9 protein-coding genes are annotated in these 13,938 nt (G+C 42.2%); 8 read left to right on the forward strand and 1 reads right to left on the reverse strand.

The annotated features are described in order from the left end of the window. Window positions 1–12: 12 nt before the first annotated feature. Window positions 13–1,074 carry a type IV pilus twitching motility protein PilT gene (locus T543_RS09365; protein WP_035767776.1) on the reverse strand — a complete coding sequence of 354 codons (1,062 nt, stop codon included), beginning with the start codon at window positions 1,072–1,074 and terminating at the stop codon, window positions 13–15. Between the two features lie 331 nt (window positions 1,075–1,405). On the opposite strand from T543_RS09365, the gene T543_RS09370 reads away from it, so the two are divergent. The 8 genes from T543_RS09370 (at window position 1,406) to T543_RS09405 (ending at window position 13,862) form a co-directional block, all read left to right on the forward strand. Further along, a complete protein-coding gene (locus T543_RS09370) occupies window positions 1,406–3,031 on the forward strand; it encodes a YifB family Mg chelatase-like AAA ATPase (RefSeq protein WP_051638667.1) in 1,626 nt (541 codons plus the stop codon). Continuing rightward, complete coding sequence (dprA, locus tag T543_RS09375; RefSeq protein ID WP_081830007.1) at window positions 3,028–4,143, forward strand: DNA-processing protein DprA; 1,116 nt, start codon at window positions 3,028–3,030, stop codon at window positions 4,141–4,143. Before T543_RS09370 ends, dprA begins: the two co-directional genes overlap by 4 nt. 262 nt (window positions 4,144–4,405) lie before the next feature. After that, entirely contained in the window at window positions 4,406–5,782 is a 1,377-nt protein-coding gene (locus tag T543_RS09380; RefSeq protein ID WP_035767777.1) for an extracellular solute-binding protein, read from the forward strand. A gap of 94 nt (window positions 5,783–5,876) precedes the next feature. Continuing rightward, on the forward strand, window positions 5,877–7,277 hold the full coding sequence (locus tag T543_RS09385; protein WP_035767778.1) for a carbohydrate ABC transporter permease: 1,401 nt from the start codon (window positions 5,877–5,879) through the stop codon (window positions 7,275–7,277). Beyond that, window positions 7,277–8,152, forward strand: coding sequence for a sugar ABC transporter permease (locus T543_RS09390; protein WP_051638668.1), 876 nt, complete (start codon window positions 7,277–7,279; stop codon window positions 8,150–8,152). Before T543_RS09385 ends, T543_RS09390 begins: the two co-directional genes overlap by 1 nt. Window positions 8,153–8,206: 54 nt before the next feature. Continuing rightward, window positions 8,207–9,202 carry a LacI family DNA-binding transcriptional regulator gene (locus T543_RS09395; RefSeq protein ID WP_035767779.1) on the forward strand — a complete coding sequence of 332 codons (996 nt, stop codon included), beginning with the start codon at window positions 8,207–8,209 and terminating at the stop codon, window positions 9,200–9,202. Window positions 9,203–9,369: 167 nt separating this feature from the next. Beyond that, complete coding sequence (locus T543_RS09400) at window positions 9,370–11,718, forward strand: beta-galactosidase (RefSeq protein ID WP_242839497.1); 2,349 nt, start codon at window positions 9,370–9,372, stop codon at window positions 11,716–11,718. A gap of 17 nt (window positions 11,719–11,735) precedes the next feature. Continuing rightward, complete coding sequence (locus tag T543_RS09405; protein WP_035767782.1) at window positions 11,736–13,862, forward strand: glycoside hydrolase family 53 protein; 2,127 nt, start codon at window positions 11,736–11,738, stop codon at window positions 13,860–13,862. Window positions 13,863–13,938: the final 76 nt, after the last annotated feature.

The following is a 13,938-nucleotide window of genomic DNA, read 5'->3' on the forward strand; positions in this document are numbered from 1 at the left end:
ATAAGATAAAGATCATCTTAGTAGTTTTGCCTGAATGATATCAGGATCCTGTGCGTATTGAACGGCCATATCTCTGCTGATAAGTCCTGATCTGCACATCTCTACAATGGCATCGTCCATTGTGATCATTCCAAGCTTTTTATTTGTCTGCATTATTGTGATAAGCTGATGCGTCTTTCCTTCGCGGATCATGTTTCTTACGGCGCTTGTTACGTGGAGCACTTCAAATACTGCTCGTCTGCCGTCTCCACTTGGATTAGGGATCAGCTGCTGCGAAATAACAGCCTCAAGTACGTTTGCAAGCTGAATTCTGATCTGTTGCTGCTGGTGAGGTGGGAAGACATCAATTATTCGGTCAACTGTGCTCGCGGCGCCTATTGTGTGAAGCGTCGATAATACAAGATGACCTGTTTCTGCAGCGGTTATAGCAGTGCTTATGGTCTCAAGATCTCGCATTTCACCCACAAGGATTACATCTGGATCTTCTCGCAAAGCAGCTCTAAGAGCATTTGCGTAACTGTTACTGTCAAGGCCTACTTCTCTTTGGTTGACTATACTTTTATTGTGCTGATACAAAAATTCTATAGGATCTTCAAGCGTGATGATATGTGCTTCCCTGTTATTGTTGATCTTATCAATTATAGATGCCAGAGTTGTTGATTTTCCGGAACCTGTTGGACCGGTTACAAGGACAAGCCCGCGCTGTCTTTGATATAGATTGATAACAGATGAGGGAATCCCCAGAGCTTCTGCGTCGGGAATCTCTGTTGCAACCAGTCTGATTGCCAGGGCAACAGAACCTCTTTGCTTAAATGCATTTAGTCTGAAACGCCCCAAACCTCTAAGGGAAAAAGACATATCAAGTTGTCCGTTTGCTTCGAGTAATTCTTTTTGCTTGATGCTCATAAGCTCATCGGCTATTGACTGTGTATCGTCGGGCTTCATCTTGTCGTATCCTTCAAGGGCGATAAGATTGCCGTTTACACGCATCTTTGGCGGAATACCTACAGTGATATGTACATCTGAAGCGTTTACTTCTTTAGCTGTTTTGAGAATATCGTTAATACGTGACATATACATCTCCCTTGGTATTAATTTGCAAATTAATAAAAAAGAATATTATTTGCAAGACCATTCATATCTATCATGTAGAAATGCTAAAGAAAAGTCAACGAAGATAAAATTAATAATTCTAAAAAATAAATGATTAGAGGCTCTGTAAAAAATATATTGAAATATTTTTGTATCTGAATATAATAGTCCATAGTGTTTTTTGTTTTTGATTATATTTCTGTTTACGGAGATCCTTCCGTAATTTCCATATTTTTTTTGATAAGAATGCATGAAGCAGGGATCCTTTCATTCTGATCGGTTTATTACTGATTGATATCTTGAAAGGAGAAATATGGTTTGTACAGTAATGTCAGGGGCAGTCAAGGGAATTATGCCTTATTTAATGCAGGTTGAGATCGATACTGCAGATGGACTGCCTATGTTTAATATGGTTGGATTCATGAGTGGTGAGGTTAGAGAGGCATCGGAAAGAGTAAGGGTTGCCCTGAAAAATGCAGGATTTCCGCTCCCACCCATGCGGATAACGGTTAATCTCTCCCCTGCTGACATCAGGAAAAGCGGCATAGCAGTTGACCTTCCTGTTGCTATCGGGATTCTATGTGCCACCGGGGAACTAAATAGCGATGATCTTAAGAAGACTTTGGTGATTGGCGAGCTTGGACTTGATGGCGAGGTAAAAGCGGTCAGCGGAATTCTTCCTATGGTCACTTATGCATTGAGTAAGGGATTTGAGAGGTGCTTGCTGCCTTTGGACAACGCAGAGGAAGGAGCTGTTGTGGGTGGAATGAAGATAGTCGGGGTAAAGACACTCTCTGAAGCCATTGCATATTTAAAGCTGTCTGAGGACAAAAGGGATGAATATATATCACCTACGGTTGTTGATGTTGAAAAGTTATTTGAAGAAGGGGAGTACCGGGATGATTATTTAAAGGGAATGGATTTTTCTGAGATCAACGGTCAGTCTGCGGTAAAAAGAGCAGCGGAAGTTGCTGCCGCAGGCTATCATCACCTGCTCCTTGTGGGACCGCCCGGTTCAGGCAAAAGTATGATCGCAAAAAGAATGCCATCTATAATGCCACCTCTTACAAGACCGGAGAGCCTTGAGGTATCGGCAATTTATTCAGTTGCCGGAATGCTCAAAAAAGGTGAGCCGCTCGTTGTGAAAAGACCTTTTATGAGCCCTCATCATTCGATCACGGAATCTGCTCTGGCAGGAGGCGGAAAATTTCCAAGGCCGGGAGTGATCTCTTTGTCGCACAGAGGAGTTATTTTTCTTGATGAAATGGCTGAGTTTAAGAGAAATACACTTAATATTTTAAGGCAGCCCCTGGAGGACAGGGAGGTGCATATAGCAAGAAGCGGCGGCAATTTTTCATATCCTGCGGATGTCCTTCTTATAGGCGCGATGAATCCTTGTCCTTGCGGATATTATCCGGATCTTAATAAGTGCAGATGCTCGGAAAGTGAGATCACAAGGTATCTTAGCAGAATATCAGGGCCTATTCTGGACAGGATAGATATCTGTATAGAGGCTGCCAAGGTTGATGTGGCTGAACTTAGTCATGGCACGGAATGTAACGAGAGTAGTGCTGACATAAGAAAACGCGTTGAAAAAGCAGTGGAAATACAAAAGGAGCGTTTTGCAAATACCAAAATAAGATTCAATTCGGAGATGACACCGGCGCAGATCCAGAAATATTGCAGGCTTGGTATGAAGGAGCAAAGGCTTATGGAGAGAATATTTAAGACCATGGATCTGTCCGCAAGGGCTTACCACAAAGTACTGAGAGTTGCCAGGACTATCGCTGATCTGGACGGCGCAGAACAGATCAGCGCAAAGCACCTTACGGAAGCTGCCTGCTACAGGATGACGGATTCAAAATATTGGAGCAAATCCGGTAACGACACAGAACAAAATGTATCCGATAAATTAAAGCAAAGGAATATGGTGCGATGAGTAATAGGGAAAAATCATACGCATATATGCTTCACAATGTTCACGGTGTCGGTAATAAAACGTTGACCAGACTTCTTGATGAGTTCGCAACTGCAGAAAATATCTATAACGCCCGGGAAAATGAGATAAGGAGTCTGATGAGTGCAAAGCAGCTAAAAAGCTTTTTGGAATTAAGAGATAGCTGGAATGCTGAGGAAAAACTTAAGGATATTTTAAAGCGGGGAATAAATTTTTGTTGCGTTACAGAAGATGAGTATCCTGCAAAATTAAAGAAAATACCCGATGCTCCTTTTGGGATTTTTTATATGGGAAGCCTTCCGGATGAAAATAAACCATCGGTTTCGATAATAGGCGCAAGGACGAGCTCAGAATACGGAAAATATGCAGCCAGAGAATTCGGTATAGGACTTTCGGAATGCGGAGTGCAGGTAATAAGCGGGATGGCACGAGGAATAGATGGAATAGGGCAGATGGCGGCAGTGAATTACGGGGGAAGCTCATTTGCAGTATTAGGTAGCGGAGTAGATGTATGTTACCCGCCGGAGAATGCAAAGCTCTACGATATGCTCAGAGATAGAGGAGGAATAATATCTGAGTATAATCCCGGGACGCAGCCAAAGCCTGCGCTTTTTCCGCCAAGAAACAGGATAATAAGCGGATTGTCGGACGTTGTTCTGGTTATTGAAGCAAGAGCAAAGAGTGGGACGCTTATAACGGTGGATATGGCGCTTGAACAGGGACGTGAAGTTTTTGCGGTGCCGGGAAGGATATGCGACGGGCTGAGCGAGGGATGCAACTCGCTTATCAGGCAGGGAGCCGGGATTGCAATATCGCCTGAAGATGTTGTGGATTATTTGCGCAGACACAATATGAATATGGTCAACAGGAATAATGAAAAAAAGGTAAATATGACGGATATATTAAAGGATTCTGTACAAATAGCTGTATATGACGTGTTGGATATGTATCCTCAAAGCATTACGCAGATATATGAAAAAGTGGCGGAAACCGGCATGAATACTGAGATTTCCGCTATTATGAATGCTCTGGTCGAACTAAGCATGCTGGGATTTGCAGGACAAAATTGTGGGGCCTTTTACAAGAAAGTGTGAAAACTACGGAAACGATACCAAACTAGAATATAAGTGAGCGCAAGCGGTTGCGCAAAAGCGTTTTCCTTGGAATCGCTTCCGGAAAAATTTTTGTGTATTTTATATAAAAAACCTAGTTAACAATCGTTAAATAATCCCGATTGACTGAAAAATGACGTAGAACTAAAATACTTTTTAGAACAACCGATTGCGCAAATTGTTGCGTGATCAGGACAACATATCACTTTTCTTGTGAAGGTGAAAATATTTGGGAGGAAAAGAAATGAAAAAGAAATTGGTTTCTGTTTTACTGACAGCTGCAATGTCTACTGCAATGATCGCAGGTTGCGGACAGAGCGGTGCTGACACAGCTACTGATGCAGGTGAGGCTACAGAGGAGACTGCAGAGGTAACAGAGGAAGCTACTGAAGAGGAAGCTGCTGAAGAGGAAGCAACAGAGGATGTTGCTGAAGAGGCTACAGAAGAGGAAGCTACTGAAGAAGCAGCAGAAGATGTTGATTATGGCACAGGCGATATCAAGATCTGGGTAGCAGACAACGTAGTAGATTTCACAAATGAAACAGTAAACACATTCATGACTGAGAATCCTCAGTATGCAGGTTACAATGTAACAGTTGAGGCTGTTGGTGAAGGTGATGCTGCAAGCAACATGATCACAGACGTAACAGCAGGTGCTGATATCTATGGTTTCGCTCAGGACCAGACAGCAAGACTTGTTGCAGCAGGCGCCCTTGAAGAGGTTGCTCCTGAGAACGTTGATGCAATTAAGAGTGAGAACGCAGCAGGTGCTGTAACAGCAGCTACAGTTGGTGATACTCTTTATTCTTATCCTATGACAGCTGATAACGGATATTTCCTTTACTATGATAAGAGCGTTGTAACAGATCCTTCAACTCTTGAAGGTATTCTTGAGCAGTGCGAAGCAGCAGGCAAGAACTTCTACATGGATCTTACAGGATGGTATCAGGTAGCATTCTTCTTCGGAACAGGCTGCACACTTACATACGATTCTGACAACGATGGTAACTTCACAGCTTGTGACTGTGACTATGATTCTGAGAAGGGTCTTGTAGCTCTTAAAGAGATGATCGATACAGCTTCTTCAAAGGCGTTCCAGCCCGGTTCTTCTGCAGGTGATGCAGTTGACTATGCAGCTATCATTGATGGTACATGGGATGCAGAAGTAGTTAAGGCAGCTTTCGGTGACAACTATGCTTGTGCTAAGCTTCCTACATTCACAGGTTCTGACGGCGCTGAGTACCAGATGAGCGGCTTCAACGGATGCAAGCTTCTTGGTGTTAAGCCTCAGGAAGATGAGAACAAGCTTGCTGTATGTGATGCACTTGCTCAGTACCTTACAAGCGAAGAAGTTCAGCTTGCCAGATACAATGCAGTAGGTTGGGGCCCTTCAAACCTTAAGGCTCAGGAAGATGATGCAGTTAAAGCTGACGAAGCTCTTTCAGCTCTTTCAGAGCAGTTCGCATTCACAATTCCTCAGGGTCAGTATCCTGGAGATTACTGGACAAATGCTGAAGCACTTGCAGGTGATGTACAGGGTTCATTCCAGACAGCATCTGACGAAGACCTTCAGAAAGCTCTTACAACATTCCAGGAAACAGTTGTAGGTCTTGCACAGTAATTAACCTATCAGGGAATTGATATTGTAATACTTCAGCCGGCAGGAGGCATGCCTTCTGCCGGCTTTCTAAAGGAAAGCGGCGGAGGAAAACGTTATGAGCAGAAGTAACGCGGCAAGGGAGAAAGGAAATCCGATAGGCAGATTTTTTTCTGCACTTGGGAAAGATATTCGGGAAATCGGGATCACATTTGTTGAAGGCGACTGGAAAACAAAGCTGTCCTTCATAGTTATGGGACTTGGTCCTATTTTAAGAGGTCAGGTACTTAGAGGTATCATGTATCTGGCTATAGAAATTTTATTTATCTGGTTCCTTGGAACATTCGGCGGAAAATATTTCATGAAGCTGGGAACACTTGGAACAGTAGAAACAACCAAAAAACATAGAAAAGTAGTTTATGGAGACCATTCATTCCTTATCTTGCTGTTCGGTCTCTTGACTTTGATTTTTATCGTACTTCTTATTTTCCTCTGGAGAATGAATATACGTGAAAATCGAAACGAGGAACTTGCTTTAAAACAGGGAAAGAAACTTCCTGGTAACAGAGCGGACTTTAAATCTTTATTTGATTCTAACTTTGACAAAACATTGTTGGCGCTGCCGGTACTGGGCGTATTTACCTTTACCGTGCTGCCCATCATTTTCATGATATGCGTTGCGTTTACCAACTACGATGCTACTCATCAGGCACCGACAAAGCTGTTTACATGGGTAGGACTTGAGAACTTCAAAAATCTGTTCTCAGTTGGAAAATCAGGTTTTGGAGATACTTTCTTCCATGTACTTCTCTGGACACTGGTATGGGCACTCCTTGCTACATTTATTGACTATTTCCTTGGAATTGCGGTAGCTATTCTTATCAACAAAAAGGGAATAAAGTTCAAGAAATTCTGGCGTACATGCCTTGTTATGACTATTGCTGTTCCGCAGTTTGTCAGCCTTTTGTATGTGTCAAAGATGTTTGATAACGCAGGAATAATAAATGCAACACTTTTAAAACTGGGAATTATACAAAATGCAATTCCCTTCTGGCAGGATCCACTTCTTGCCAAGATAACCATAGTAATAGTTAATATATGGATCGGTATCCCTTATCTGATGCTCATGTCAACAGGACTTCTTATGAATATTCCTGAAGATCTGTATGAGAGCGCAAGAATAGACGGTGCTACACCATGGCAGATGTTTGTGAATATCACAATGCCTTATATGCTTTTTGTAACAGGACCTTATCTTCTTACTTCTTATACAGGTAACCTTAATAACTTTAATGTCATCTACCTTTTGACCGGAGGCGGACCAAAGTCGATGAGTTATGCAGGAGGAGCAGGCGGAACAGATCTATTGGTAACCTGGCTGTATAAGATGACAATCAATGACACAGACTACAAGATGGCTGCTGTCATCGGTATCATGGTATTTATTGTAACTGCGATCATTACCTTGTCAGTATATCGCATGTTGCCGTCAGTAAAAGATGAGGAGGGATTCCAGTAATGGCTAGAGAAACATCTATGAAAAGAAAACGTGCCGTAGGAAACTTCTTTGCTTACCTGGCACTGATCATAATTGTAATTATTTGGTTGTTCCCGTTTGTGGGACTTGTACTGGGAAGCTTTAGGTCATACGATCCGGCTGTTGAATATGGCGGAATTGTTGGATACATAATTCCTAAGACTTTTTCACTTGATAATTACAGGTTTGTGCTCGGAGATGAGACAAACTTTAAGAGATGGTATTTGAATACGGTAATAATTGCAGCTTGCGTATCAGTACTTCAGACAATCATTATTTTGTGCGTAAGTTATGCGTTGTCCAGAATGAGATTTGCAGGAAGAACACTTCTTATGAAATTCTGGCTCATTTTGGGAATGTTCCCCGGATTCCTTACAATGATCTGCCTGTATTTCCTCTTAAAGGAGATGGGACTTACACAGGCAGGTGCTATACCGGGACTCATTCTTGTATCGGTAGCAAGTTCAGGTATGGGATATTATGTATGTAAGGGATATTTTGATACTATACCCAAAGCACTCGACGAAGCGGCAAGAATTGATGGTGCATCAAGAGCAAGAGTATTCTTTACCATGACACTTCCTATGAGTAAACCGATCATCATCTATACAATGCTTGTTGCCTTCATGGCACCATGGAATGACTATGTATTTGCATCCTATATCGCATTTGGTAACGATAAGAGTTACAACGTTGCGGTAGCTATGTACAGATGGATGAATACAGGTGACTATCAGGGATATTTCACCAGGTTCTGTGCAGGTGGTGTTTTGATAGCCATACCGGTAACTTTGTTGTTCATGTTCCTGCAGAAGTATTATGTTGAAGGTGTGACCGGAGGCGCAGTTAAAGGTTAACAGGCTGTAAGGCCAGAAGAAGGGAGCAGAACTTCCGTAAAAATCGGGGTGAATATGTCAAACCAGTTAACAATTGAGGATGTTGCGGCTGCTCTTGGGGTTTCGAAGACTACAGTTTCCCGCGCCATATCCGGGAAGGGGAGAATTGGCGAAGCTACAAGGAACCGTGTACTCGAATATATACAAAAGAATAATTACAAGCCTAATGCTGTTGCCAAAGGATTCTCACAGAGAAAGACATTTAACATAGGTGTTGTGTGGCCCGGAGATTATTCGCTTGTTGACCTGCCTTTTTTCCAGAGATGTCTTGTTGGAATGAGTGAGGTTTCAAGCGGATACGGGTATGATATAGTTATTTCCCTTGTGACAGGTGATGAAATCTCGAATTTAAAGAGAATAATCGAAAATCATAAAGTTGATGGGGTGATTCTTACCAGAACTTTGATAGACGATAAGCCCTGCGAGTATTTAAAAACAAGTGGCATTCCGTTCATAGCTATAGGAACATCGCTTGATGAAGATGTTTTATCTGTGGACAATGACCATTTTGATGCGTGCAGAGAACTTACATCGATATTGATCGCGAAGGGGCATCACAGGCTTGCTCTGATCGGCGGATCGCTTAACCACATGATAACCAGAACGAGATATCAGGGTTTTGTGGAAGCTTTCAAGGCTGCAAATAAGAAAATCGATGAATCACTGATCTTCTTAAATCAGGGAAATGAGCAGAAACTCACCGAGATCTTAAAGCAGCTTGTAGCCAGAAAAGTGGACGGTGTGATCTGCATGGATGATCAGCTTGCAGGATATGTTATGTCGATATGCAGGGCACAACACATCAGAATACCTGAGGATTTAAGGCTTGCATCATTTTATAACAGCAATATATTGGAAAATGCAATAGTCCCGGTGACATCACTTAATTTTGATGACAGGAATTTGGGAGCTGTTGCTACCAGAATGCTCCTGGCTGTAATAGATGGGGAGCATGTGGAAAAGCAAAAACTACAAAATTATGAAGTTGTAATGAAAGAAAGCACAAAATAGATTTAGTTTTTTGTTTTTTTCTCGGAAAAGCAGAAACAGCAAATTATGTGCCGGCTCATTGAAGGCGAGTAAATGAGCCGGCATATTTAGTACAAACAGGTTAAACAACTGCAAGGGAGATTCCTGGAAAGAATACTTCTTATGCGCCATTTTGAGAGGATATGAAAATGAATTTATCAAAGGACAGTAAACTATCATTTACACCTGTATCACTTACGCTTGATGGAAAGGGATTTGTTCCTGTGATGGGAGAAATGCATTTTTCCAGATACAGAAACAGATACTGGGAAGAAGAGCTATGCAAGATGAAAAGTGGTGGAGTAGATATTGTGTCACTTTATACTATCTGGATCCATCACGAAGAAATCCGTGGTGAATTCGACTTTAGCGGAGACAGAGATTTACATAAATTCCTTGAAACAGTAAAAAGAGTGGGGCTTAAGTGCATACTTCGTATAGGCCCTTGGGCACATGGCGAAGCAAGAAACGGAGGATTTCCGGACTGGCTTTTAAAGGATGCCGAAGAAAAAGGGTATGACCTTAGAAGTAACGCGCCTGAGTATCTGGAGCACGTAAGGAATTTTTATGAACATATATATGAGCAGTCTAAGGGTTTCTTTTTAAAGGACAACGGACCTGTTATCGGTGTTCAGATTGAAAACGAGTATGGCCATTGCGGTGGTTTTGGCGGTGAAAAAGGTGAAGAACACATGCGCACCCTTAAGGACATGGCGGTAGAAATCGGTTTTGAGGTGCCGATATATACTGCAACAGGATGGGGCGGCGCAGTAACAGGTGGAATGCTTCCTGTTATGGGCGGATATTGCGAGGCTCCTTGGGATCAGAGGACAACAGAGATAGAGCCCAGTGGTAATTATATTTTTACTAAGGAAAGAAATGACCATAACATAGGTTCAGATCATGGCTTGGGAGTAGGTATTACTTTTGATATGGACAAGTTCCCGTATCTGACAGCGGAGCTTGGCGGAGGTCTTCAGGTGACTCACCACAGAAGACCAGTTGCAACAGGCTCTGATACAGAAGCTATGAGCATGGTAAAACTTGGAAGCGGAGCCAACCTTCTTGGCTATTATATGTATCACGGTGGAACAAATCCTCAGGGCAAACTCACAACCCTTCAGGAGAGCACGGAAACAGGATATCCTAATGATCTTCCTGTTCTTTCATATGATTTTAATGCACCTATCAGAGAGTATGGTCAGATGGAAGAAACCTATAGAAAAGTAAGGCGCCTTTCAATGTTCCTTAGGGATTTTGGCGGAAGGATCTGCGATATGCCATACATCGAGCAGCCCGGAAACCCGCTTAAACCTGAAAATCTCATAGATTTAAGGACATCTGTTCGCGCAGTGAAGACAGAGATTTGCGGAAAAGAAATGATGAGCGGCTTCTTCTTTGTTAATAACTATCAGAGAAGATATGAGATGGCAGATCATAACGATGAACAATTAAAGGCATACGATGAAAATGGTCAGGTAATCTGCGAATTTGAAAGTAGAAATGTGGAAAACGGTGATTATTTCTTCTATCCCTTCGGAATGAAGATTGGAGAAGATGCTGTGCTTTTAAAGGCAAACATGACACCGCTTTGCATCCTTCATGATGAAAAGGGAAGAGAAAATGCTTATGTATTTTTTGCTTCTAAAAAAGACAATGCTCAGGTTGAGATAGAAGGTGACCTTGGAAATATCAGGATCATTATCTTGAACAGTTATGAGTCAGAACATGCGGTAAAGATCAAGGACGACAGAGGGGCTGAGCATCTCATCATATCTGAGTACAATGTAGTTGATAAAATATATGGTTCAAATATGAGAAGAAGCGGCGTTCTGGAAGGCGGCAACAAGGACGGGTATGAAATATATGCTGAGATCCCTTCTGACGGAAAAGAGCATACCGTATCATTCAGAGTGTGGCCGGATCTTGATGAGATACCGATAGGATTTATCCATTCTGATGCTGAGAACGTTAGTGACACATATATGGTTGATACCATGGATTTTGCAGACTATAGATATGTGGATGAACTTAAAAACAATGTGTCGGTATCAGTAAATGAAGAGGGCATGGAAGAGGGGCTTTCATCGGAAAGTGAGCTTAAAGAAAAGGCTCAAAAAGCTACAAGTGATTCAAAGAGATACAGTATCCGTGTTTCGGGAATAACAGAAGATATAGATGAGGTATATCTGAAAATAAACTATGAGGGTGACAGAAGCGAATTATTTGCTGCAGATGATGTTGACGAACTTAGAAAGGGAATGATGATTGCGGATAGCTTCTACACAGGTCAGAAATGGGAGATAGGCCTTAAAAGGTTTATAGGATCACAGGGGACTTCTGTTTTGAAAGAAGAGTTTACGGCAGATGCGATCATTTATCCAATCCATGAAGGCGATAAGGTATATCTTCAGGAATGGCCAAAGATGGAAAATGGAGTGGCATGCGGTATAAATGCAATAGATTCTGTTTGTCAGTACAGAATTAAGATTTGGTAAATGAAAGAAGGCATGGTATGAAAAAGAGGTATTGGGCAATGATCACAGCTGCATCTATTTGCCTTGCTGCGGTCTGTGGATGTGCAGGAAATTCTGAGACCAAAGAGAGTGATACAACGAATAGTGCAGAAGCAGAAGAAAGTGTTACAAAAAACAGCTCTGAAGTGGAAGAGAGTGATATAACGAATACTGCTGAAGCAGAAGAAAGTGTTACTGAAAACAGCTCTGAAGTGGAAGAGAGTGATATAACGAATACTGCTGAAACAGAAGAAAGTGAGGCTGTAAGTAGTCGCGAACCCATCTTTGTGCAGCCCGTGGAGAATCTTCCTGATGATTTTTATATGGGAATGGATGCTTCATCTGTACTTGTTGAAGAGAAAAGCGGCGTAAAGTATTACGATTTTGATGGTAATGAAGCTGATCCGTTTGAAACTATGGCAAAGGCCGGAGTCAACTACATAAGATTACGTGTGTGGAATGATCCTTTTGATGAAGAAGGCAACGGCTACGGCGGCGGAAACAATGATGTGCCTACTGCAATAGAGCTGGGAAAAAGAGCTACAGAATACGGTATGAAGGTCTGCATAGATTTTCACTATTCGGATTTTTGGGCTGATCCCAAGAGGCAGCACGCTCCAAAAGCTTGGGAGAATATGAACATCGACGAAAAATGTGAAGCAATATATGACTTTACAAAGCAGTCGCTTTCTGAGATTCTCGACAGCGGCGTTGATGTAGGAATGGTTCAGATTGGTAACGAGATAAACAACGGAATGTCCGGAGAAAAAACAGCTCAGAACGTTAGTGAACTTCTGAAAAAAGCAGGCAAAGCTGTAAGAGAGATTTCAGAGAGCTATTCAAAGGACATAGAGATCGTAGTTCATTATGCCAACATCGACAGCGTGGGAGAAATTGATAAAAAGGTGAACACCCTTGAGATGACGGATGTAGACTATGATATTTTAGGACTTTCATATTATCCTTTCTGGGATGGAGATTTTGAAAATACTAAAGAAGTCATAGAGCATGTAAGAGAAACCTATGGCAAGAAGGTCATGATTGCGGAAACTTCATACTGCTACACAGACAGAGACGGCGATGGAGCGGGGAACAGCCTGAAAGGTACGGATGATCTCGTTGAGGGATATCCAGCATCTGTACAGGGACAGGCCAATATGGTTCGTGATGTTATAGATATTGCTAATAGTGCCGGGGCAGCAGGCGTGTTTTACTGGGAAGGCACATGGATACCGGTAGGTCCTTCCGGTGCTGATAATTCTGAAATCTGGGAAAAGTACGGAAGCGGTTGGGCAAGCAGCTATGCCGGAGACTACGACCCTGAGGATGCCGGAAAATACTACGGGGGATGCTCATGGGATAACCAGGCAATGTTTGATTTTAAAGGATATCCGCTCGAGTCCCTTAATGTATTTACTTTTGTCAGAACGGGTTCAACAGGTGAACTAAAAATAGAAGATGTTCCTGATATAAATATGACACTTGGGGTTGGAGAAACGCTATCTCTTCCGGATGAAGTAAGCGTTGTGTTTAACGATAAGAGCCTTCAGGAGACAAGGCCTGCTATATGGAACGAAGAAGACATAGCCAAGGTGGATACATCTGCCGAAGGAAAATTCCTGGTTCATGGAAGCATTGAAGAGGGCAACACTTTTGCATGTCACATTGAGGTCAAGGCTGAGAATTATGTTGTAAATCCAAGTTTTGAGGATGCAGACAGATCCATGTGGACAATTACATATGAAGGAGCTGATCCTACAGATTATCAGGAAAAGTGTGATGATGCTCACACAGGAGATTTTGCTCTTCATTTCTGGTCAGAATCGGCTATGGATTTTACTCTTTCTCAGGAAATAACAGGGCTTGAACCCGGAACCTACAAACTGGTAGCATATTCGCAGGGCGGCGATATGGACAGTAACAATTCAGAGCTTACTTTATTTGCGCAGACGTCAGGGGCAGAGCTGACAGATAGCTTTATGGTAACTGAATGGGCAAACTGGAAAAAGCCCGAGATTCCGGAAATAGAAGTAACTGACGGGAAAGTGACGATTGGCGTAAGAATGAAGTGCAGCCCTGCAAGTTGGGGTACTGTTGACGACTTTGAACTAACTAAAGTAGATTAAGATCAATAAAAGTTTTACAAAATGAAATTGAGTGCTAAAATTAATTTTGGCACTCAATTTTTCTTTATTATTAAAT

Source organism: Butyrivibrio sp. NC2002, from assembly GCF_000702265.1.
GTDB lineage: Bacteria > Bacillota > Clostridia > Lachnospirales > Lachnospiraceae > Butyrivibrio.

Coding starts and splice junctions, on each gene's coding strand:
- T543_RS09385 (WP_035767778.1), top strand. CDS start 5,877: ATGAGCAGAAGTAACGCGGCAAGGGAGAAAGGAAATCCGATAGGCAGA.
- T543_RS09405 (WP_035767782.1), top strand. CDS start 11,736: ATGAAAAAGAGGTATTGGGCAATGATCACAGCTGCATCTATTTGCCTT.
- T543_RS09390 (WP_051638668.1), top strand. CDS start 7,277: ATGGCTAGAGAAACATCTATGAAAAGAAAACGTGCCGTAGGAAACTTC.
- T543_RS09370 (WP_051638667.1), top strand. CDS start 1,406: ATGGTTTGTACAGTAATGTCAGGGGCAGTCAAGGGAATTATGCCTTAT.
- T543_RS09395 (WP_035767779.1), top strand. CDS start 8,207: ATGTCAAACCAGTTAACAATTGAGGATGTTGCGGCTGCTCTTGGGGTT.
- dprA (WP_081830007.1), top strand. CDS start 3,028: ATGAGTAATAGGGAAAAATCATACGCATATATGCTTCACAATGTTCAC.
- T543_RS09400 (WP_242839497.1), top strand. CDS start 9,370: ATGAATTTATCAAAGGACAGTAAACTATCATTTACACCTGTATCACTT.
- T543_RS09380 (WP_035767777.1), top strand. CDS start 4,406: ATGAAAAAGAAATTGGTTTCTGTTTTACTGACAGCTGCAATGTCTACT.
- T543_RS09365 (WP_035767776.1), bottom strand. CDS start 1,074: ATGTCACGTATTAACGATATTCTCAAAACAGCTAAAGAAGTAAACGCT.